2 protein-coding genes are annotated in these 25,176 nt (G+C 71.5%); both read right to left on the bottom strand.

Annotation, left to right across the window (positions count from 1 at the left end):
* Positions 1-2,627, bottom strand: a 2,627-nt coding sequence (locus D7V77_RS25035) for an AMP-binding protein (RefSeq protein ID WP_233597212.1), incomplete at its 3' end; no start/stop codon positions are given.
* A 374-nt stretch (positions 2,628-3,001) separates the two neighbouring features.
* A partial coding sequence (locus D7V77_RS25030) for a non-ribosomal peptide synthase/polyketide synthase (protein ID WP_120578820.1) occupies positions 3,002-25,176 on the bottom strand: 22,175 nt, incomplete at its 5' end.

Here is a 25,176-nt window from a genome sequence, read left to right as displayed (position 1 = left end):
GGCAGGGCGGGCAGGGGCGACGGGCGGCCTTCGCGCAGCGCCGAGTAGAGGGCGGAGACCTCGCGCACCAGCACCGCCATGGACGTGGCGTCCGACACGGCATGGTGCATGACGAGCACCAGCACATGGGTCCGCGCATCCAGCGTGAGGAGCGTGGCGCGCACCAGCGGTCCACGCTCCAGGTCGAACGGGCGGCGGGCCTCTTCGTGGGCCAAGCGGAGCGCCTCGGCTTCGCGGGCGTTGGCGGGCAGGGACTCCAGTGACACGCGCGCCAGCGGCAGGGATGCGTCCGGCGCGATGACCTGTCGGGGCTGCCCCGAGGTCTCGCGGAAGGAGGTCCGCAGTCCTTCATGCCGGGCCGCGAGCGCCACGAGGCTGCCCTCCAGCGCGGCCACATCCAGTTCGCCCTCCAGGCGCACGGCGGCGGGCAGGTTGTAGGACACGTCGCCGGGGGCGTACCGGGACAGGAAGAGCAACCGGGCCTGCGAGGAGGACGCCTCGCGGTCGCCGCTCACGTTTCTGCGAAGAGGCGCGGGGCCCGCCGCGTCACGGAGGGAGGCCAGCCTATGAGCCAGGGACGTGATGCTCGGCCCCTGGAGCAGCCATTCCATGGGCACTGTCAGCCCGGTGCCGGCGCCCACTTCGTGCGCCAGCTCCACCGCGCCCAACGAGTCCAACCCGTAGCGAGTCACCGGAGCATCGACGTCGATGTCCTCACGGATCATGCGCACGTGCCGGGCCACGATGTCTCGCAGCAATGTGACCAGTGCTTCCGCGTCCGGCTTCTCAGGCAGTGCCGCTTCCTCCTTCGGCCCAGCGGGCAGGGGAGCCTCGGCCGGCGATGGGCGTGCATTGGAGGATTGAGAGCCCTCCGCCCGCCACGCCGTCACCTCCTGCAATGCCCCCGCGAGGAAGGCTGCTCGGCACGCGTGACGCTGTACCTTGCCGCTGGACGTCTTGGGCAGGCTGCCCGGCTCGATGAGCACCACCGCGTGCGCCTGCACCTCGTGCGACTCCGCCAGCCGCTGACGGATGGTGCCCACCGCCGCGTCCGCCGCCGCCAGTTGCTCACGCAGTCCGCCCAGCCGCCGCACGTCGATTTCCTGCACCACGACGGCGCGCTCCTCGCCCCCCACCTCCACCGAGAACACCGCGCCGCCCCCGGGCCTCAGCGCCGGGTGCGCCCCCTCCACCGTCGCCTCCAGGTCCTGCGGGTAGTGGTTTCTCCCGCGCAGGATGATGAGGTCCTTGCGCCGCCCCGTGACGTACAGCTCACCCTCCGGCCGCAGGAAGCCCAGGTCACCCGTGCGCAGGTACGGCCCGCCGTCCTCCCTCGCGATGCGCGCCTGGAACGTCTCGCGCGTCGCCTCCTCGCGGCCCCAGTACCCCTGGGCCACGCTCGGCCCCGACACCCAGACTTCGCCCACATCCCCGGGCCCACGCCGCTCCAACGTCTCCGGGTCCACGATGGCGACTCGCTGCTCCGCCAGCGTCTGGCCACACCCCACCAGCGTGCGCGCACCGGGCTGCGCCGCGCCCACTTCCTCCGCGCGGTGCCGCTCCAGCGCCTCACCTGAAATCGTCACCGACACCGGCGGCGCCGACTGCTCGCCTCCGGAGACGATGAGCGTGCCTTCCGCCAGCCCGTAGCACGGGTAGAAGGCCTCTCGTCGGAAGCCACTCGGGCCGAAGGCCTCCACGAAGCGCTCCAGCGTCTCCGGGCGAATCGGCTCCGCGCCGCAGAAGGCCACCTCCCACCGGCTCAAGTCCAACGCCCGCCGCTGCTCCGGCGTGCTCTTTCGCACGCACAAGTCGAACGCGAAGTTCGGCCCGCCGCTGATGGTGCCCCCGAAGCGCGACACCGCCTCCAGCCACGCCATGGGCCGCTTGAGGAAGGCCATCGGCGACATCAACGTCACCGGGAAGCCTCCGTACAAAGGCTCCAGGATGCCGCCGATGAGGCCCATGTCGTGGTACGGCGGCAGCCAGATGACGCCCACGCTGTCCGCACGTGCGCCGAAGGCACCGTGGATGAGCGACAGGTTGTGCAGCAGGTTGCCGTGCGTGAGCATCACGCCCTTCGGCGTGCCCGTGCTCCCGGACGTGTACTGAAGGAACGCGAGCGACTCCGCGCCCAGTCCCTCCGGCGCCACCCAGTCCCGCTCGCCGCCCTCCGGCAACTCGTCCGTCGCCATCCAGTGCAGCGCGCGGAAGTCCGGCGCCTGCTCGAAGACGAAGTCCGACAGCCCGAGGATGCCCGACGTGGTGAGCACCACCGACGCACGTGCGTCCTGGATGATGGCGCGCAGGCGGGGCAGGGTGCGCTCCAGCCGCATCGGGTCCGGCGGATACGCGGGCACCGCCACCGCTCCCGCGTACAAGCAGCCGAAGAAGCCCGCGATGTAGTCCAGCCCCGGCGGGTACAGCAGCAGCACGCGCTCGCCTTGCGCGCCTCGCTCTCGCAGCGCGGAGGCAATCCGCCGTGCTCGCACGTCCAGGTCGGACGCGCTCCACACGGTCTCTTCACCGTCGGCTTCACCCAGGAACGTGTAGAGCGGCGCGTGGGCGGACGGCCCTTGGACAAGCTTCAGCAGGACGCCAGGAAGGGTTCGCGAGAAGTCGTGCACGGGGAGCCATCCATGTGTCGAAAAAGCGCCGACACTTAATAGCAGCCCGGGTGCTCAATTCCTCGGCACTCCTGGTGACGAAACCCCGGAGGTTCCTGACGCCAGCCCACTCGGGGAGCGGGGACTCGACACGCCCTCAAGCGCGGCCGAGCAGGCTCTTCAACCACTCCATGAAACCTTTCTAGCTTGACCCGCCTGATACATCCCGTGTCGCGCCTTCACCGACTCTGGCCTGTCACGCGTGGTGAACGTCGCGGACCTGATCGCGCATGTAGCGCCGCGGCGCGCCAGTCACTCTGTTCACGGGCCCCGCCCCCTCGAAGGAGGGAGCGGGGTTTCCGCGTTGTGGGCGGCAGGGACTCGCGGTGCCTGCGTTACTTCTTGCCCGCGTCGCGGAGCGCCTTCATCAGCAACTCCGCCACGGACTGGACCACCGGATCGCGTAGCAGCGTGTAGTGGGTGCCCGGCAGGCGATGCGACTCCAGCCGGTCTCCCACGAGCGCCGCCCAGCCACCGTCTCCCGTGCCCGTGTCATCGACGAGCTCTTCCGCCTGGAAGCGCACCAACCGCTGATCCATGGCGGGCGGGTGGTAGCGCCGGGCTGCTTCGAGGTTCGCCTCGAAGACCTGGAAGAGGGCCGTGGCGTCCACTCCGGGTGGCAGCGCACCGGACCGGGCCGCGGACTCCAGCACCTTCGCGAGCGCCGCCTCAGGCTCCAGCGTCGCCAGCTCCGCCGTGTCCACGTCCAGGTCCGCCAGCGACACGCCCATCAGGTCCTGCGCGAACATGCCCACCGCCAGCGTGCGGTCCAGGTCCGGCTCCGAGTCCGACACCGTCTCTGGAACGTACGAGTCGATCATCGCCACCAGCTCCACCGCTTCACCTGCTTCGCGGAGCTGGTGCGCCATCTCGTAGGCGATGACGCCGCCCAGGGACCACCCACCCAGGTGATACGGACCGTGGGGCTGGACCCCACGCACCACCCGCACGTAGCTGGCGGCCAGGGCCTCCACGGTGTCCAGCGGCTGATCCGCGCCGTCGAGGCCTCGGGCCTGGATGCCGTAGAAGGGCTGATCCGGTCCCAGCCTCCGCGCGAGCTCCGCGTAGGCCAGCACGTTGCCTCCCACCGGGTGCACGAAGAAGAACGGCGGCGCGCTGCCCGTGCCTTCCTTCGTGAAGGGCACCAGTGGCGTGAAGGGCTTCGGCTCGGCCTCACCCAGCAGGACCGCGAACCGCTCCACGCTGGGAGCCTGGAAGAGCGCCGACAGCGGGAGCTTCCGGCCCGTCTCCCGGTGCACCGCCGCCATCAGCCGCACCGCGAGCAGCGAGTGCCCGCCCAGTTCGAAGAAGCTGGTGCGCACGTCCACGGTGGACACGCCCAACGCCTCCGCCCAGAGCGCCGCGACCCGCGCCTCGACTTCGTTCCTGGGGCCCACGTGGGTCTCGGGGCTCACGGGTCCGTCCACGGGGACGGGCAGCGCCTTGCGGTCCACCTTGCCGTTGGGCGTCAGCGGCAGGACGGGCAGGGCGACATAGGCCGCGGGCACCATGTACTCCGGCAACGAGCGCTGCAGGTGTCCCCGCAGCGTCGCGGTGTCCACCTCTGGCGTTACATACGCCACCAGTCGCGGGAGGCCAGGGACGTCCTCACGCAGCAACACCGTCGCGTCGCGGACGCCCGGAGATGCACGCAGCGCGGCCTCGATTTCACCCAGCTCGAGGCGGTAGCCGCGCAGCTTCACCTGGAAGTCCACCCGGCCCAGGTACTCCAGGGTGCCATCCTGCATCCACCGGACCCGGTCGCCCGTGCGGTACATCCGCGCCCCGGGCTCCGTGCTGAACGGATGGGGGATGAAGCGCTCCGCCGTGAGGTCCGGCCGGTGGCGGTAGCCGCGCGCCAGGCCCTCGCCCCCGATGTAGAGCTCGCCCGGGACGCCCACGGACACGGGGTTCAGGTTCGCGTCCAGGACGTACGCGCCCAGGTTCAGCAGCGGGCGACCGATGACGGGCGTGGACATGGGGCTGCCCTGGATGGGGGCGATGGTGGCGTTCACGGTGGTCTCGGTCGGGCCGTAGGCGTTGAAGGCCCAGGTCCGCTCCGTCGCCGTGAGCGTGCGCCACGTCACCTCGTCCATGGCTTCGCCGCCGATGGAGCAGAGGCTCGGGACGTGCTCGCGCTCCAGCAGGCCCGCCTCCAGCAGCAGCTGGAACTGCGACGGCGTGGTGTCCAGCAGGTCGATGCGGTGCTGCTCCACCCACGTGAGCATCGCCTCCGGATCCCGCCGCACGGTCTCCGGGACGAGGAACAGGCAGTGGCCGTCCAGCATCAGCGACAGCTGCTGCACCGACGCGTCGAAGAAGTACGGCGCGTTGACGCTGACCCGCAGCGGCCGGGACGACGCCCGGTCGAAGCAGGTTTCGTTCATCGCGCGCCGCAGGTGTGCCAGCGAGCGGTGCTGGATCATCACGCCCTTGGGCGCGCCCGTGGAGCCCGACGTGTAGATGACGTAGGCCAGATGCTCCGGCCGCACGCCCGACCGCGGGTTGCCCGGCGAGGACGACTCGATGCGCCGCGCGTCCGCGTCCAGCCGCACCACGTGCCGCGTCGGTGGCTGCCACGACTCCACCTGCGCCTGGGTGGTCACCAGCACGGCCGCGCCGCTGTTCTCCAGGATGAAGGCCTTGCGCGCTTCAGGGGCCGCCGGGTCGAGCGGCACGTATGCACCGCCCGCCTTGAGGATGCCCATGATGGTGACGATGGCCTCTGGCGAACGCTCCAGGCAGAACGCCACCGGCACGTCCGGGCCCACGCCCAGCGAGCGCAGGTAATGCGCCAGTTGGTTCGCGCGCACGTTGAGCTGGTGGAACGACACGGAGGTGTCGCCCATCACCACGGCGGGCGCCTTCGGCGTGCGCGTCACCTGCTGTTCGAAGCGCGCGTGGAAGGGCACGTCGACTTCGAAGGGAGCCGTCTCGCCGCTCCACTCCTCCAGCACCCACTGGCGCTCCTCCGCCGTCAGCAGGGGCAGGCTGTCCACCTTCGCGTCCGGCCGGGTGACGGCGGCTTCCAGCAGTTGGAGGAAGTGCTCCGAGAGCCGGCGGGCCGTGGCGGGTTCGAAGAGGTCCGTGGCGTAGGAGAGGGCGCCCTCGAAGCCCCGCTCCGTGCGGGCCATGCTCAGGTCCAGATCGAACTTCGTCGAGGACAGGTCCACCTCCACCGGACGCAGCGTCAGCTCCGGCAGGCGCACCTCCGCTTCCGGCAGGTTCTGGAGCGCGAAGAGGGCCTGGATGAGCGGCGTGCGCGACAGGTCGCGCGCGGGCTGCACCGCCTCCACCAGGCGCTCGAAGGGGATGTCCTGGTGCTCGTATGCGCCCAGCGTGGTGGCGCGCACTTGCGAGAGCAGCTGGCGGAACGACGGGCGGCCGTCGAACCGTGCGCGGAGCACCAGCGTGTTGACGAAGAAGCCGATGAGGCCCTCCGTCTCCGCGTGGCGCCGGCCCGCGATGGACGTGCCCACCAGCAGGTCCTCCTGACCGGAGTACCGGTGCAGCAGCGTCTGGAAGGCCGCGAGCAACAGCATGAAGGGCGTTGCCCCTTCGCGCTGGGCCAGGGCCTCCACCGCTTCGCTCAACGACTGCGACAGGCGCACCGGGAACGTCGCGCCCCTGGCGGAGCGCTGGGGCGGGCGCGGCTTGTCGGTGGGCAGGGCCAGGGCCTGCGGGGCTCCGGCCAACTGCTGCGTCCACCAGCCCAGCTGCGCGTCCAGCACTTCGCCCTGGAGCCAACCGCGCTGCCACACGGCGAAGTCCGGGTACTGCACCGGCAATGGAGCCAGCTGCGAGGGCTGGCCCTGCCGGAAGGCCTCATAGAGCGAGGTGACTTCGCGCACCAGGATGCTCATGGACCAGCCGTCGCCGATGGCGTGGTGCATGCACAGGAGCAACACGTGCTCCTCTTCGCCCAGCTTCAGGAGCGTGAGGCGCGCCAGCGGGCCCACGGCGAGGTCGAAGGGCTTCAGCGCGTCCTCGCTCGCGAGCCGCACGGCCTCCGTCTCTCTCTCGTCGTCGGGCAGGCCCGTCAGGTCCACCACCGACAGGACTCCGGTGGGGGCGGGGTGCACGTGCTGGCGGGGTTCGCCGTCGTGGGCTTCGAACGTGGTGCGGAGCGCTTCGTGACGTTCCACCAGAGCGTCGAAGGCCTGCTGGAGCGCGGGCACGTCCACCGCGCCGGAGAGGCGCAGCGCGGTGGGCATGTTGTAGAGCGCGCTGCCCGGGTCGAGCTGATCGATGAACCACAGCCGCTGCTGCGCGAACGACAGCGGATGCGGGCCGGGGCTCGTCGCGGGACGCAGCGGCGGCAGGGCGCTGGCCTCCGGCGCGTCCGGCAGCCGCTGGGCGAGCGCCGCCACGGTGGGGGACTCGAACAGCGCCCGGACGCCCACGTCCACGCCGAAGCGGGCGCGGATGCGGGACACCAGTTGCGTGGCCAGGATGGAGTGGCCGCCCAGTTCGAAGAAGTGGTCGTTGCGGCCCACCACGGGCACGTTCAACAACTCCTCCCACAGCGAGGCCAGGGCCACCTCCGCGGGCGTCGCCGGGGCCTCGTACGAGCGCGCGGCACGCAGCCGCGCCTCCGGTGAGGGCAGCGCCTTGCGGTCCACCTTGCCGTTGGGCGTCAGCGGCAGGCCGGGCAGGGCGACGAAGGCAGACGGCACCATGTACTCCGGCAGGTGCCGGCGCAGGTACTCGCGCAGTCCTTCCGTGTCGCCGTCCGTCACTACGTAGGCCACGAGCCGCGCGTCGCCCGGCACGTCCTCGCGCACCAGGGCCACCGCGTCACTGACGCCCGCGTGGGTGCGCAGCGTGGCTTCGATTTCGCCCAGCTCGATTCGGTAGCCGCGCAGCTTCACCTGGAAGTCCAGGCGGCCCATGAACTCCAGCGTGCCGTCTGGCCTCCAGCGGCCCTTGTCGCCCGTGCGGTAGAGGCGGGCTCCGGGCTCCGCGCTGAAGGGGTCTGGCACGAAGCGCTCGGCCGTCAGGTCCGGACGGCCCAGGTAGCCGCGGGTGACGCTTTCGCCGGAGAAGCACAGCTCTCCCGGCGTGCCGAAGGGCACCAGGCGCTGCCTCGCGTCGAGCACGTACGCATTCAGGTTCGCCACGGGCCGGCCGATGAAGGGCTCCGTGCGGAGGCTCCCCTGGACGACGACGCCCGCCGTGCAGACCGTGCACTCCGTGGGGCCGTAGCCGTTGAAGACGCGCGTGCGGTCCGTCGCGGCCAGCTTGCGCCACGCCTCCGCGTCCAGTGCGTCGCCTCCCATCATCACGAGGGGCGGCACCCAGGCCCGCTCCAGCATCCCCGCCGCCAGGAGGGGCTTGAGCTGCGCGGGCGTGCAGTCGAACGAGTCGATGCGGTGCTGGTCCAGCCACGCAAGCATCGCTTCCGGGTCCACGCGCAGCGCGTCCGGGACGATGTGGAGGCAGTGGCCGTCGATGAGCTGCACCACGCGGTCCATCACCGCGTCGAAGTACAGCGGCGCGTTGACGGTGACGCGCTGGCCTTTGGGCTGGCCCGCGTAGAAGGCGCGGATGAAGGCCCGGTGCATGTTGAGGATGGTGCGGTGTTGCACCATCACGCCCTTGGGCGTGCCCGTGGATCCGGACGTGTACAGCACGTACGCCAGGTGCTCCGGGCCCGTCAGGGCGGGCGGGGGCTCATGCGAGAGGGCGCCCAGGCCGGTCTGCTCGACGTCCAGCCACACTTCGTGGACGCCGTCGGGGCTCCAGTCCCCGCAGGCGGCTTCGGTCGTGACGAGCACGGCCGCGCCGCTGTCCTTCAGCACGAAGTCCCTGCGCGCCGCCGGGGCGGAAGGATCCAACGGGACGAAGGCGCCACCGGCCTTGAGCACCGCGAGGAGCGCCACGATGGCCTCCACCGAACGCTCCAGGCACAGCGCCACCTTCACCTCTGGCCCCACGCCCAGCGAACGCAGCCGCCACGCGAGCTGGTTCGCCCGCGTGTCGAGCTGCCGGTACGTCAGCGACGACGCCTCGAACACGACAGCGGGGGCATCCGGGGTGCGCGCCACCTGCCGCTCGATGAGGCCGTGCAACGTGGCGTCCCGTTCGAAGTCCACCAACTCGCCGCTGCCCACGCGCACCAGCCGCACCAGCTCCTCCGGCGAGACGAGCGACACGTCCGCCAGCGGCAGGTCCGGCGCGTCGCACACGGCTTCCAGCAACCGCCGCAGCTGGGCGAAGAGCCGCTCGATGGTGGCCGTGTCGAACAGCTCCGCCGCGTAGCCCAGGTGGCCCTCGTAGCCGTCCGCCGAGCGGCTCAGGTTCAGGGCCAGCTCGAACTGCGAGGGGGCATCGCCCTCCAGGTGGGCTGGCGCCACGATGAGGCCGGGCACCGCCAGCTCCGGCAAGGGGGCGTTCTGGAGCGCGAACATCGCCTGGAACAGCGGCGTGCGGCCCAGGTCACGCTCGGGCTGGAGCGCCTCCACCAGGTGCTCGAACGGGATGTCCTGATGCTCGTACGCGCCCAGCGTCGTGGCGCGCATCTGCGCGAGAAGCTCGCGGAACGTCGTCCGTGCGCTGAAGCGCCCGCGCAGCACCAGCATGTTCACGAAGAAGCCGATGAGGCCTTCCGTCTCCGCCTGCCGGCGGTTCGCGATGGGCGAGCCCACCAGCACGTCGTCCTGTCCGGACGTGCGCGACAGCACGGCCTGGAACGCAGCAAGCAGCGCCATGAAGGGCGTGGTGCCTTCCGCTTGCGCCAGTGCCTCCACGCGCTCGCTCAGGGCGCGCGGCAGCGACACCTGGATCCGCCCACCGCGCCGATCCGCACCGGCCGTCCGCGGCCGGTCCGTGGGCAGGTCCAGCACGAAGGGGGCCCCGGACAACTGCTGCTTCCACCACTCCACCTGTGCCTGGAGCACGCCGCCCTGGAGCCAGCCGCGCTGCCAGACGGCGTAGTCCGCGTACTGCACTGGCAGCGGGGACAGCGTCACGGGCTGGCCCGTTCGCAGCGCCGCGTAGAGGGCCGTGAGCTCCCGCACGAGGACGCCCAGCGACCAGCCGTCGGACACGATGTGGTGCAGGTGCAGCACCAGCACGTGCTCGCGCGCGTCCAGCTTCATGAGCAGTGCACGGATCACCGGCCCGCGCGTCAGGTCGAACGGGCGGAGCGTCTCCGCGTGGCCCTGGCGCTGGGCTTCGGCCTGCTTCGCGGCGCGACTTCCCAGGCCCGTCAGGTCCACCAGCTCCAGGGGGACGTGGCCCTCCGGGTGGATGTCCTGTACCGGCTTGCCCGCCTCCATGCGGAAGGTGGTCCGCAGGGATTCATGCCGCGCCATCAGCGCGTCCAGGCTTCCGCGCAATGCTTCCACGTCCAGGTCGCCGGTGAGGCTCAGCGCCAGCGGCATGTTGTAGAGCGGGCTGCCCGGCTCCAACTGGTCCACGAACCACAGCCGCTGCTGCGCGAAGGACAGAGCGGGCGCCGACGTGCGCGACACGGGGACCAGCGGCGGCGCCTGGGTGCGGCGGGCATCCACCAGCCGCTCCGCCAGCGACGCCACCGTGGGCGCGCGGAACAGCTCGCCCAGTGGCAGCTCCAGACCCAGCGATGAACGGATGCGCGCCACCACCTGCGTGGCCAGCAGCGAGTGCCCACCCAGCTCGAAGAAGTCGCCGTGGATGTCCACCGTCTCCAGATGCAGCACCTCCGCCCAGATGTCCGCGAGTGCCTTCTCCAGCGCGCTCCGGGGCGTGGCGGATGCGGGGTCCGCCACACGGGCCTTCGGCGCGGGCAGGGCCTTGCGGTCCACCTTGCCGTTGGGACTCATCGGCAACTTCGGCAGCACCACGATGGCGGACGGCACCATGTAGTCCGGCAGCTGCTTCTGCACGGCTGCCCGCAGCACGCCCGTGTCCAGGCCTTCACCGCTCACCACGTAGGCCACGAGGCGCTTGTCGCCGGGCACGTCCTCGCGCACCACGGCCACCGACTCTTCGACCTCCGGCGACTGGCGCAGCACGGCTTCGATTTCGCCCAGCTCGATGCGGAAGCCGCGCAGCTTCACCTGGAAGTCGGCGCGGCCCAGGAAATCCAATGTCCCGTCACGCAGCCAGCGCACGCGGTCGCCCGTGTCGTAGAGGCGCGCTCCGGACTCTTTGGCGAAGGGGTGGGGGATGAAGCGTTCGGCGGTGAGGTCCGGGCGCTGGAGGTAGCCCCAGGCCAGGCCGTCTCCGCCCACGTACAGCGTGCCCGGCACACCCGGCGGTACGGGCTGGAGCGTCGCGTCCAGCACCCACGCCGTGGAGTTCGACAGCGGCCGTCCAATGGGCACCGAGCGGCCCACGGTGTCACCGGCGCGCAGCGTGTGCGTGGCGGAGAATGTCGTGTTCTCCGTGGGGCCGTAGCCGTTGACCAGCACGGCGCCTGGAGGCAGCCGCTTCAGGTGTTCGCGCACTCGCTCCACGGGCAGCACGTCGCCACCCGCCAGCACCTGCCTCACGCGGGCCAGCGCGTCTCCCTGGTGCAGCACCATCTGCTCGAAGAGGGCGGCGGTGAGCCACAGCGTGGTGATGCCCTCGCGCCGCAGCAGCGCGCCCGTGTCCCCGAGCGACAGCGCGCCCGCGGGGGCCACGACCAGCGTCGCCCCGTTCAGCAGCGCGCCCCAGACTTCCAGCGTGGACGCGTCGAACGCGATGGGTGCCAGGTGGAGGAAGACCTCCTCCGGACCGAAGTGGATGAAGTCCGCACCGCGCACCAGGCGCGTGATGCCCCGGTGCGGCACGCTCACGCCCTTGGGCCGGCCGGTGCTTCCCGACGTGAACATCACGTAGGCCAGCGCCTCCGAGGACACCGCCAGGTCCAGCGCCGCTTCGGACTGCCTTGCGATGACAGCGGCGTCCGCGTCCAACAGGACCTGGAGGTCCGTGACGGCCGGCAGCTCGTCCGCCACCGCATCCTCGGTCACGAGCAGGCTGACGCCCGCCTCGCGCAGCACCCACGCGATGCGCTCCGCGGGGGCCTGAGGATCCACCGGCACGTAGGCCGCACCGGCCTTCAGGATGCCGATCAGCGCGGTGATGCTCTCGAATGAACGCTCCACGCACAGGCCCACCCGGTGGCCGGGCCGCACGCCCTGACGCCTCAGGTGATGCGCGAGCTGGTTCGAAGCCCGGTCCAACGCCGCGTAGGACATCCGCCGCTCACCGGCTTTGAGCGCCGTGGCGTCCGGCGTGCGCGCGGCCTGCTCGGTGAAGAGCGAGGCCACGGACGCGTCACGCGGGAAGTCGCGGGAGGTGCCGCTCCAATCGGAGAGCAGCCGCTGACGCTCCACCCCGGTGAGCCACGGCAGCTCCGGCAGCCGCGCGTCCGGCGAGCGGAGCGCGGACTCCAGCAGCACCCGCAGGTGCTCGACCATGCCGGCCACCGTGTCCGGATCGAACAGGTCCTGGTTGAAGCCCAGCACGCCTTCGAAGCCGTCCGGCCCTCGAGCCAGCACGCATTGCAGATCGAAGTGGGTGGACTCCTTCAGGTCCTCGCGGGCCTTGAGCGTCAGTCCTGGCAGCGCCAGCTCCGGCATGGGTGCGTTCTGGAGCGTGAACGTCACCTGGAAGAGCGGTGTGCGGCCCAGGTCGCGCTCCGGCTGGAGCACCTCCACCAGCTTTTCGAAGGGGAGGTCCTGGTGCTCGTAGGCGCCCAGCGTGGTGGCGCGCACCGCGTCCAGCAGCTCGCGGAAGCGCTGTGTCCCGCGCATCCGGGTGCGCAACACGACTGTGTTCGCGAAGTAGCCGATCAGCGACTCCGACTCGGCGTGGCGACGGCCCGCGATGGGCGACCCCACGAGCACGTCCTCCTGTCCGGAGTACCGGTGCAACAGCAACTGGAACGCCGTGAGCAGCACCATGAACGGCGTGGAGGACGCTTGCCGCGCGTACGCCTCCACCGCTTCACTCAGCTCCCGCGACAGGACGAGGGGCTGGGAGCCGGCGCGATAGGCCCCCTGAAGGGATGGACGCGGGTGGTCCGTGGGCAGCTCCAGGTAGGGGGCGGCGCCGTCCAGTTGGTCGCGCCAGTACGCGACCTGCGACTCCAGCACCTCGCCCTGGAACCAGGCGCGCTGCCAGAGGGCGTGGTCCGCGAACTGCACCGTCAGCTCTGGCAACGGCGACGGCTGTTCCGCCGCGAACGCCGCGTAGAGCACGCCCATCTCCCGCACCAGCACGCCGGTGGACCAGCCATCCGTGACGATGTGGTGCGTGTTGAGCAGCAGCACGTGCTTCGTGGCCCCGAGCTTCATCAGGAGCCCTCGGAACAGTGGGCCCTGCTCCAGGTCGAACGGGGTGGAGGACTCCTCCCGGGCCAGCCGTGATACCTCCGCCTCTCGTGCCTCGTGCGTCGGGAGCGCGGACAGGTCCGCGTGCCGCAGGGACATGGGGAACGGCGGGTGGATGACCTGCGACGGCGTGCCTTCGTGCGACTGGAACGTGGTGCGCAGCGCTTCGTGGCGGCGCACCAGTTCGTCGAACGCGGCCAGCAGGACGATGACGTCCAGCGAGCCGTCCAGGTCCATCAGGTGCGAGATGCTGTAGGCGGTGCCCGCGGTGCCCAGCTGCTCGACGAACCACATGCGCTGCTGCGCGAACGACAGCGGCAGCACATCCGGCCGTTCCGCGCGGACCAGCGAGGGCAGCGCGGAAGCGGACGCATCCTGCTGCTGGGGCTGTTGGGGCGCGTCGATCCGGCGCGCCAACTCCGCCACGGTGGGGCCCTCCAGCAGCGCCCGCAGGGGCAGCTCCATGCCGAAGCGCGCACGCACTCGCGACACCAGCTGCGTGGCCAGCAGCGAGTGGCCGCCCAGTTCGAAGAAGCCGTCATGGCGGCCCACCGCCGGGACGCGGAGCACCTCGCTCCACAGCGAGGCCAGCGTCACCTCCGTGGGCGTCGAGGGCGGTTCGATGACGCGCTCGGAGGCCGGGGCAGCCTCGGGCGAGGGCAGGGCGTCGCGGTCCACCTTGCCGTTGGGGGTCTGGGGCAGGGCGTCCAGCGCAACGAACGCGGCGGGCACCATGTACTCCGGCAGGGTCCGCCGGAGGTGCTGACGCAGGGGCGCCGTGTCCACCTGGGGCGCGATCCAGGCGATGAGCCGGTCCTCGCGAACCAGCACCACCGCGTCCCGGATGTCCGGGTGCGAGCGCAGCGCGGCTTCAATCTCGCCCAGCTCGATGCGATAGCCGCGCAGCTTCACCTGGAAGTCCAACCGGCCCAGGTAATCCAGCGTGCCGTCCTCGCGCCAGCGGGCCTTGTCACCCGTGCGGTAGAGCCGCGCGCCGGGCTCCGTGCTGAACGGATCCGGCACGAAGCGTTCGGCCGTCAGGTCCGGTCGGCCCAGGTAGCCACGCGTGACGCCTTCGCCGCCGAGGCACAGCTCGCCCGGTGTTCCCAAAGGCACCAGTCGCTGGTGCCCGTCGAGCACGTACGCGTTGAGGTTGGCCAGCGGACGACCGATGACGGGCGTCTCCTGGGCCGCGTCCTGGATGCGCCAGTCCGCCGCGTCGACCGTGCATTCCGTGGGGCCGTACTCGTTGAACGCCCGCGTGCGGTTGGATGCACGCAGTTGGCGCCAGGAGCTTTCGTCCACCGCCTCGCCACCAACGGAGATGACTCCCGGCACGTGGACGCGCTCCAGCAGGCCCGAGGCCAGCATGAGCCGCAGCTGCGACGGCGTGCAGTCCAGCACGTCGATGCGCTGGCCCTCCAGCCACGCCACCATCGCCTCCGCGTCCTGCCGCACGTCCTCCGGGACGATGTGCAGGCAGTGGCCGGCGAGCAGCTGGACCACCTGGGCGATGGATGCGTCGAAGTGCAGCGGCGCGTTGACGGTGACGCGCTGTCCCGGTGCCAACCCTGCGTGGAGGCTGCGGGTCAGAGCCTGATGCAAGTTGAGGACCGACCGGTGCTGCACCATCACTCCCTTGGGCGTGCCGGTGGAGCCCGACGTGTAGATGACGTAGGCCAGGTTCGCCGGGCCCGCCGCCGGCGGCAGGTTCTCAGCAAACCTGTCCGACTGTCCGACAGGTTCGCTGGCCTCGGCTCCCGACGCGGCCTTCCCAAACCTGTCCGACTGTCCGACAGGTTTTGCGTCCAGCCGCACCAGGTGGGGCACCTCTGGGTGCCACGCTTCTTGCAGAGCCCGCGTCGTCACCAGCACGCTCGCGCCACCATCCTTGAGGACGAACGACTTGCGCGCGGCTGGGGCCGACGGGTCCACCGGAACGAAGGCGCCTCCGGCCTTGAGCACCGCCAGCAGCGCCACGATGGCCTCCGCCGACCTCTCCAGGCACAGACCCACTGTCACCTCAGGGCCCACTCCCAGCGACCGCAGGTGCCAGGCGAGCTGGTTCGCCTGCGCGTTGAGCTGGCGGAAGGTCAGCGTCGTCCCGCCGAACACCACGGCGTTGGCGTCCGGCGTCGCGGCGGCCTGGCGTTCGAAGCGCGCATGCAGGGTGGCGTCGCGCTCGAAGGCCATGGCGTCGCCGGTGCCGGTGCGCAGCAGCCACGCGCGGTCCTCCGCGGGCAGCAGTGACACGTCCTCGATCCGGGCGTCCGGCTGGAGCAATCCCTCCAGCGCTTGCCGCCACTGGCCCAACACCCTCTGCATGGCGCCCGCGTCGAAGTGGCCCGCGTCGTAGACCAGCTGCAACTGGAGTTCTTCGCGCGGTATCACGGTGGCCGACAGCGGGTAGTTCGTGCTGTCGCCGAACTCCAGGTCGCGCAGGTCCATCGCGGTGAAGCGGCGCAACACCGACTCGTCGAACGGGTAGTTCTCGAAGACGAACAGCGACTGGAAGAGCGGCTGTCCTCGGGGGATGTCGCTCCAACCGTGCGTCGAGACCAGCGGCGAGTACTGGTGCTGCTGGATGCCCAGGAGCTTCGCCTGGAGCGACTGGAGCCACGGCAGCACGGGTTCGCCATCACCGGGCAGCGTGATTCGTACCGGCTGCGTGGTGATGAGCAGGCCCAGCATGGCGTCCGCGCCCGGCAGCTCCGGCGGACGGCCCGCGAGCGTCGTTCCGAAGAGCACGTCTCGCGTGTCCGCGTGGCGCGCCAGGACCAGCGCCCAGGCCGCCTGCGTCAGCGTGTTGAGCGTGAGCTGATGCCGCCGCGCGAAGGACTCCAGCGCGGTGGTCATTGGCGCCGGCAGCGTCACCCTCACGTCGGGCCGCTTCTCGGACGTGCTGGGCCGCACCAGGGACGCAGGCCGCACCGAGGGCAGGGGCGTGGGCGCCGACAGGCCCGTGAGCTGGTCTCGCCAGAAGCGCTCGTCTTCCACCAGATCCCGGCGGTCCAACCACGCGATGTAGTCGCGGAACGGAGGCCGGCCCATGGGCGGCGGCGGAGTCCCGGCGTGCACGGCGTCGTAGAGGGCGAAGACCTCCTGGAAGAACAGGCCCATGCTCCAGCCGTCCATCAGCAGGTGGTGGTGGCTCCAGAGGAAGCGCCAGCGCGACTCGCCCAGGCGCACCACCGTCATCCGCGACAGCGGCGCCCGAGACACGTCGAAGCCGCGCGCACGGTCCTCCGCCGTGAGCTTCGCCAACGCGGCCGGCTGCTCCGCCTCTGGCAGGTGGCGCCAGTCGTGGATGATGAACGGCAGCGTGGCGTGCGAGTGCACCACCTGGAGCGGCGACTCCAGGCCCTCCCACACGAACGCGGTGCGCAGGATGGGGTTGCGGTCCACCGCCGTCTGCCACGTCCGCTGGAGCAGCGCGATGTCCACGTCCGAGTGGCTCGACCACCCGGCCTGCTCGAAGTAGTAGGCAGCCTCCGGATCATTCAGGGCGTGGAAGAGCATGCCCTCCTGGAGCGGGGACAGCGGGAACACGTCCTCCACCGTGGGGCCCTGCGCCGCCAACACCGCGTCCAGCGCGGCCTGGGACAGGCGGGCCAGCGGGAAGTCGCCGGGAGTGCGCCGCCGCGCATCCTCGGAATGGCGCTGGGCGATGAGCTCGCGCAGCACTCCGAGGAAGCGCTCCGCCAGCGTGCGCACCGTCGCCTCGTGGTGCTGCTGGTGGCTGTAGCCGAACGTCATTCGCAGCCGGCCCTGGAGCACCGAACCGTCCACGGCCAGCGCGTGCGGCTGCAAGGCCCGGGGCTCCACGATGGGACCCACCGGCTCGTCGCTCAGGGTGAAGAGCGTGCTGGCGGCGGCCGTGCCGTCCAGCTGGCCCAGGTAGTTGAACGACACCTGCGCCTTGGGCAGCGCGGCCAACCGGGCCCGCGTCTCCGGAGGCCCCAGGTGGCGCAGCAGGTTGAAGCCGATGCCCCGGCCGGGCCACGCCTTCAGCGAGTCCCTCACGGCGCGCAGCCCTTCACCCAGCGAGCCATCCTTGGGCAGCCGCAGCAGCGCAGGCGCCACGGACGTGAACCAGCCCACGGTGCGCGACACGTCCACGTCCGCGAACAGTTCTTCGCGGCCGTGACCCTCCAACTCGATGAGGACGTCCGGCTTCCCCGTCCATTCGCCCAACGTCCGCCCGAGCGCGGTCAGGAGCACGTCGTCGATGCGCGCACGCCAGCCGGTGGGCGTCTCCTGGAGCAGCTGTCGCGTCTCTTCCGCATCCAGCTCCACCGCGACGCTGCTCCGTGACGCGTACGTGTACGGACCCGGGCCATCCACGGGCAGCGGGGCCACGTCGCCGCGCATCGCCTCCCGCCAGAAGGATTCCTGCTCGCCCAGCACTTCCGACAGGGCGTGCTTCTCCAGCCGCTGCGCCCAGGACAGGAACGACGTCGTCTTCGCGGGCAGCGCCGGAGCGCGGGCGGACTGGAGCTGGAGGTACGCCGTCTCCAGGTCCTCCACCAGGATGCGCCACGACACCGCGTCCACCACCAGGTGGTGGATGATCAGCAACAGGCGCTGCGGCTCTCCGGCACCGAAGTGGAACAGCGCCACGCGCACCAGCGGCGCTGTCGCCAGAGCGAAGTCCGCCTGGAGGCGCGCTGCCTCCCGCTCCATCCCGGCGCCCCGGGCCTCTGGAGGCAGCATCGACAGGTCCACCTGGAGGAGCACGGGCGGAGCGGACTCAGGGGCCACGCTCTCCTGGCGCCACGTGCCGTCTTCGGCGTGGACGTAGCGCAGGCGCAGGGCGTCGTGGTGGGCGACGAGCGCCTGGACCGCCCGCTGCAACAGGTCGTGCTTGAGCGGCTGACGGGTCTTGAGCAGCAGGGCGTGGTTGAAGTGGTGCGGGTACGTCGGCTCACGCTCGAACAGGTCCACCTGGATGGGCGTGAGGGGCACGTCGCCCACCACCGGGCCCTGCTCCGCGAGGGTGGCATCGCCGTCGCGGGCCACGGCCGCCAGCGCGCCCAGGGTGGGGTGCTGGAACAGGTCCTTCACCTGCAACCGCACGCCGGCCTGCCGCGCCTTCGCCACCACCTGCAGGCTGATGATGGAGTCGCCGCCCAGCTCGAAGAAGTTGTCGTCCAGGCCCACGCGCTCCACGCGCAGGACCTGCGCCATCACCTGGGCCAGCGCCTGCTCCCTCGGGGTGCGCGGCGCCACGTATTCGCGGCGCGAGGCGCGCTGTCCCTCCGGCGCGGGCAGGGCCTTGCGGTCCACCTTGCCCTGGGCCGTCAGCGGGAGCGACTCCAGCAGGACGAACGCCGACGGCAGCATGTAGTCCGGTACCCGCTGGCGCATGAAGTCGCGCAGCGCCTCCGGCTCGGGGGCGGACGGGGCGACGACATACGCCACCAGGCGCTTGTCGCCGGGCACGTCCTCGCGCACCACGGCCACGGTCTCGCGCACGTTCGGGTGAGCGCCCAGCGCGGACTCGACCTCCGACAGTTCGATGCGGAAGCCGCGCACCTTCACCTGGTGGTCCGTGCGGCCCAGGAAGTCCAGCGTCCCATCCGCGCGCCACCGGGTCAGGTCGCCCGTGCGGTAGAGGCGCTCACCGGGCCGCGAGGAGAAGGGATGCGGAATGAAGCGCTCCGCGGTGAGGTCCGGCCGGGAGATGTAGCCGCGCGCCAGGCCCTCGCCGCCGATGTGCAGTTCGCCGGGGATGCCCGGGGGCACCGGCTGTCCGCGCGCGTCCAGCACGTACAGGTCCGTCCTCGCGATGGGCCGGCCCAGCGGCACGGGGGCGTCCACGCGCGCCGCTTCCGTCATCACGTGCGTGGCGGCGATGAGCGTCGCCTCCGTCGGGCCGTAACCCGCGGTCACGACGAGGCCCGGATGCGCCTCCAGCACCTTGCGCACGTGCGGCGGGGAGACGACGTCGCCGCCCACCAGCAGCTGGCGCACGCCCGTCAGGGCCTCCGGCTTCAGGTCCGCGACCTGCGTGAAGAGGCCCGCGGTGAGCATCATCGTGGTGACGCCATGGCGCTGGATGACCTGGGCCAGCACGTCCAGGTCCGACGGCGACGTGGGCGGGAACATCACCAGCCGTCCGCCGTGCAGCAGCGGTCCCCAGATCTCCAGCGTCACCGGGTCGAAGGAGATGGGCGCCAGCTGGAGGAACGTCTCGTTCGCGCTCATGCGCGCGAACGCCGGGTGGTGCAGCAGGCGCATCACCGCGCGGTGATCCACCGCGACGCCCTTGGGGCGCCCGGTGCTGCCGGAGGTGAAGTCCACGTAGGCCAGATGGCGCGAGTCCGCTCCCGCCACCACCGGTGCCGTGGGCAGATCCCGGGCGGCGAGCTCCTCCACGAAGACGGACGGCAGCTCCAGCGGCAGGGGCACCGCCGCGCGCAGGGCTCGCGTGGTGAGCAGCACCTTCGCGGGCGCGTCCTCCAGCATCGCGGCCAGCCGAGGCGCCGGGTAGCTGGGATCCAACGGCAGGTACGCGCCCCCCGCCTTCACGGCGGCGAGCAGCGCGACGACGAGCTCCAGCGAGCGCTCCAGGCACACCGCCACCAGCACGTCCGGGCCCACGCCGTGCTCACGCAACACGTGCGCCCACTGGTTCGCCCGCGCTTCGAGCTGCGCGTACGTCAGGCGCTCGCCGCCGGACTCCACCGCGACCGCGTCCGGCCTCGCCGCGGCCTGCCGGGCGAAGAGGTCCGGGATGCGCGCGTCCTGGGGGAAGTCCTGGAAGGTGTCGTTCCACTCCACCAGCACCCGCTGGCGCTCCGCCGCGTCCATGAGCGGCAGCAGGGCAACGGGCGTCTGGGGATGGGCCACCACCTCGCGCGCCAGACCCACCATGTGCCGGGCCAGGCGCTCCATGGTGGCCGCGTCGAAGAGGGCGGTGGCGTACTCCATGCCGCAGTTGAAGCCGTCCTTGACCTCCACGACCTCCATGCCCAGGTCGAACTTCGCCGTGCCGGTCGGCACTTCCACCGGGGTCAGCTCCAGCGACGACAGCCGGCCCTGGACCTCCGGCATGTTCACCACGTTGATGCTCACCTGGAACAGCGGCGTGCGGCTCAGGTCGCGCGGCAGATCCAGCGAATCCAGCACGCGCTCGAAGGGAGCGTCCTGGTGCGCGTAGGCGTCCAGGGCCTGGGTGCGCACGCGGCCCAGCAGCTCCACGAAGGACGGCTGGCCAGACAGCCTCGAGCGGAAGGGCAGGGTGTTGATGAAGCACCCCATCAGCCATTCGAGCTCCGGACGCGTGCGGCCCGCGATGGGCGTGCCCACCACGAAGTCGTCCTGTCCCGAGTAGCGCGACAGCGCCGTCTGGAAGAGGGCCATCAACACCATGAACGACGTAGCGCCGTGCTTGCGGCCCAGCGCCAGCAGCGGCGCGGCCACCGCCGTCGGCAGGAGGAAGGTGTGCCGCGCGCCCGCGGAGGACATGACCGCCGGGCGAGGCCGGTCCGTGGGCAGGTCCAGCGGAGGCGCGCCGGTCAGGTGGTCCTTCCACCAGGCCACCTGCTTCTCCATCACACCGCCTTCCAGCCACGCGCGCTGCCACACGGCGTAGTCCGCGTACTGCACCGGCAGCTCCGGGAGCGGAGAGGGCTGGCCCGCGCGGAAGGCCGTGTAGTTCACCGTCAACTCCTGCGCGATGACCAGGGTGCACCACGCGTCGGACACCGCATGGTGGAAGGTGACGAGCAGCACGTGCTCCTGGGCCCCCAGGCGGATCAGCGCCGCGCGCAAGACCTCCTGCTCCAGGTCGAACGGCTGGCGCACGGCGTCCTGGCAGAACGCGCGCATCGCCGCCTCGCGCGCCTCCGGCGTGTCGCCGGGCACGTCCCAGTGCTGGAGCGGCAGGCCTCGGGGCGGGTGGATGACCTGCACCGCGTGGTCCCCCTCCAGGGCGTAGGTGGTGCGCAGCACCTCGTGGCGGACCACCATCGCGTCCAGCGCGGCCTGGAGCGCGGCCCTGTCCAGGTCGCCCTTGAGCCGGAAGATGGCCGGGTTGTTGTACGCGCTGCTCGTGGGCTCCATCTGCTGGAGGTACCAGAGGCGCTGCTGAGCGAAGGACAGGGGCAGCGGCTGATCCCGGCTCACGCGCGGAATGGGCGGTGGGCTCATGTTCGCCACCGCCGGTGCGGCGGGCGCCACGGGACGCGGCGCTTCCACGACGGCGGGACGCGCCACGGGCGGAGGCGGGAGCCGCGACGGCGAGGCCACCGGTTCCAACCGGCCATCCCCGCGCAGGCGGGCATGACGGCCGGTGCGGAACAGCTTCGCGGAAGCCTCGCGAGGGTGCGGCACCAGGCGGCGGTGCTCCTCATCACCCGCGCGCCACAGTGCGGACGGGAGCCCCGCGCCCGCGAGGGCCAGCTCACCCACCACGCCCACGGGCACGGGCTGACCGGCCGCGTCCAGCACCCAGGCCTGGAGGTTCGCGGGGATGCGCTCCGCCAACGTGCGCGGCAGCAGCGCGCCTTCCTGGGCGTCACCGGACAGCCACACCTCCACGCCCGCGGCCCGGTGCAGCGCCGAGCCCAGCTCCACCGACGCGCCCTCCAACACCAGCGCACCCACGCGCGACAGCGACTCACGCGCCCCCGGCAGCTCGCTGAGTGAACGCGCCAGGCGGGCTGACGTGTGCAGCAGCACCGCGCCGGACTGGCGCGCCAGCTCCAGCAGTCCCTCCACGCCCGCCTCGGCCTCCACCAGCACCTGCTCCTGGTGGGCGGCGGCCTCCGCGTCCATGCGCTCACGCACGGTCGCGAGCCGGCGCAGGCCCTCCAGCACCACCGGGGTGTCGAGGCCGAAGTCGATGAGCGCCGCCACCTCGTCCACGTCCGCCGCGCGCACGTCGCGCAGCCGTCGCAGCGCGCTGTCCACCGTGCCCAGCAGGCCGGTGTTCTTCGCGTGGTTCTCGAAGGTGCGCTCCAGGACCGCGTTGATGTCGTCCGGCGACAGCTTCTGGACGTCGGTGATGCCCTGCGCCTGGAGCAGCGACGTGCTGATGTCCACGGAGCTGCGGAAGTACGACAGCAGGGGCTGGCGCACCGTGCGCAGCACCTCCTGTTCCTCGTCGCCCAGGTACGTGTGCAGCATGCAGGTGATGTGGCCTCGGCCCGGGTGCCCGTTGCGGCGCCACGCGTCGCGGTACAGCGCCACCTTCTGCTTCAGCTCCTCCAGCGTGTGCGACATCAGGCCCGTGAGCACGCCCGCGCCCAGCTCGCCCGCCATCCGGAACGTCTCCGGGTTGCCCGTGGCGGTGAGCCACACCGGCAGCTCCTTCTGCACCGGCTTCGGGCGCAGACCGACCTCCGCCGTGCTGCCAGCGCCCGCGGGGCGCTTGAAGCGCTCGCCTCTCCATAGGGCACGCAGCGTGGACAGCTTCTCCAGCAGGATGTCGCGCCGCTTCTCGTAGTTGGCCGGAGCGAAGGTGAAGTCCTGCGTGTGCCAGCCCGTGGCCACGGACAGGCCCACGCGGCCCTGGGACAGGTTGTCCACCACGGACCACTGCTCCGCGATGAGCAGCGGATCATGCAGCGGCAACACCACGCTGCCGGAGCGCAGGCGCAGGTTCTTCGTGACGGTGGCCAGGCCCGCCGCCACCACGGCCGGCTGTGGATACAGACCGCCGAACGAGTGGAAGTGCCGCTCCGGTGTCCACACCGCGGAGAAGCCGTTCGCGTCCGCGAACTTGGCGCCCTCCAGCAGCAGCTCGTACTTGGGACCCTGGAGCGTGTCCTCGTCGTTGGCGAAGTAGATGAGGCTCAGGTCCATCGCCTTCGCGCGGGTGCCCCCATCGCCCAGGCCCACCAGCCGAGCGGTGATCCGCTCCGGCGGGAACACCACCCGAAGGCCTCGCGTGAGCGCCCACAGGGCCTCCAGCTCCGGACGGTCGGAGGACGGCTCGCTCGCGGCCAGCCACGCGCCGCCGTCCGGGGGCGACAGGCGCGTGTCCAGGCCGGTGAAGAACTCCGCCAGCTCCCGGTGTCCCAGGGCCCACGCGGGCTGGCCTCGGCCCGTGGGCAGTAGCCACGCCAGGGCGTGCGGCTCCGCGTGCGCGGCGGTGGCGGGAGCCTCGGCTGTGACTGTCACGTCCTCCACGTAGACGACGCGCGCCGCGTCCACGCGCACGGACGCCACCAGCGCGCGCGTGGTGACGAGCACCGGCACCGGGGCGCCTTCGAGCGCGTACACGGGCAGCTGGCTCAGGTCGGACGGGCCCAGGGCGACGCACGCGCCGCCCGCGCCCAGCACGGCCCACAGCGCGGCCAGCTTCTCCGGCGACGTGCGCAGGCACACGGCCACCGGTGTTCCAGCCTTCACGCCCAGCGCCTTCAACCTCGCGGCCAGGGCATCCGCGCGAGCGCCCAGCTCCGCCCAGGTCCAGTGCGTCTCCCCCTGCGACAGGGCGGTGGCGCCAGCGTGGCGCGCGCGCCGCTCCGCGAGTGCGGTGGGGACAGGGACCAGCCCCGGTGTGGCGCGAGGCGTGGGCCAGGCGCGGCGCTCGTCATCCGTGGCGAGCGGCAGGTGCGCCACCTGCGTGTCGGGGTTCGCGAGCGCGGCGCCGAGCAGCACCTGGAAGTGCTCCATCAGCCGCGCTGTCGTGGCCGCGTCGAACAGGTCCGACGCGTACTCCAGCGCGCCATGGACGCGGGTGGGGGACTCGAAGAGGACCAGGGTGAGCGCGCTCAGGGTGGAGCCCCACTGCACGGGCGTGCCCGGCACCTCAACCAACGTGGCGCGCAGGCCGTTGAGTTCCAGCGTCTCCGAGGAACTCACGCCCGTGTGGTAGACGAACACGGAGTCCGTCATGCGCCCCCGGCCGATGTCATGGCCCGGGATGAGCGCCTCCACCAGGTACTCGAAGGGCACGTCCGGGCGCGTCTGCGCGTCCGCGACCTCGCCTCGCACCTGGGCCAGCAGCTCGCGGAACGTGAGACCTTCGGTGAAGCGCGTCCGGAACGCCTCGGAGTGCGCCACGTAGCCGATGAGCGGCATCAGCTCTGGCCGCGTGCGGTTGGCGATGGGCGTGCCGACGACGACGTCCGTCTGACCGGAGTAGCGGTGCAGCAGCGTCTGCCACGCGGCGAGCACCGTCATGTAGCCGGTGAAGCCCTCGCGGCGCGTGAAGGCCACCAGCTCGTGGGCGAGCGCGGGCGGGAAATCCAACGTCATGCGCTGGGAGGAGATGAGCGGCTCGTTGGAGCGGGGACGGTCCGTGGGCAGATCCAACCGGCGCGGCATGCCGGCCAACCGCTGCCGCCAGCCCTGGTCCTGTTCGGCCAGACGGCCGCTCGTGATGCCCCGGCGCTGCCATGCACCGAAGTCCGCGTACTGGAGGGGCAGTGGCTTGAGTGGAGACGGCTTGCCCTGGACGAAGGCGTCGTAGAGCTGGCCCAGCTCCTGGACGAGCAGGGCGATGGACATCGTGTCGCTGACGATGTGGTGGATGCTGGAGATCAGCAGGTGCCGCTTCGCGTCCAGTCGAACCAAGGTGGTGCGCAGCACGGGGCCGTGGACCAGGTCGAACGGCTTCGCGGCGTCCTCACGGGCGAGCCGCAGCGCCTCCGGTTCCCGCGTCTCCAGCGGGCCGCGCAGCTCCACGCGGGTGAGGGGCACGCGCATGTGCGGGTGGAAGCGCTGCACGGGGCGGCCGTCCACGGTGTCGTAGGTCGTGCGCAGCGCTTCGTGGCGCTGGACGATCTCCTGGATGCCTCGCTCCATCACGTCCGCGTCCAGGTCGCCTTCGAGCCGGAGGACGAACGGGAGGTTGTACGCGGACAGGCCGGGCAGGTGCTGCTCCAGGCGCCAGACGCGCTCCTGCACGAAGGACAGCTGCAGCTCGCTACCGTCGCGAGGCAGGGGCACCAGCGGAAGCTCCGTGGAGACGGGGGCCTGCGGCGCCTGGAGCAGCAGGGGCTCCAGGCGTCCCGCGATGCCAGCGACGGTGGGCGCTTCGAAGAGGGCGGCCAGCGGCAGGTTCACGCCGAAGGCATCACGGAGCTGATTGAGCAGCTGCGCGGCCGTCAGCGAGTTGCCGCCGAGCTCCAGGAAGTCGTCATGGCGGCCCACGAACTCCAGGCCCAGACGGTCGCGCCACAGCGCGGCCACGCGCTCCTCGATGTCTCCACGAGGCGCGTCCTCACGGCCGGGAGGGGGAGGGGCGG

The sequence above is a fragment of the Corallococcus sp. CA041A genome, assembly GCF_003612075.1.
GTDB lineage: Bacteria > Myxococcota > Myxococcia > Myxococcales > Myxococcaceae > Corallococcus > Corallococcus exiguus.
The sequence above is the reverse complement of the archived record's forward strand: the minus strand, read 5'-3'. Positions and strand labels throughout refer to the sequence as shown.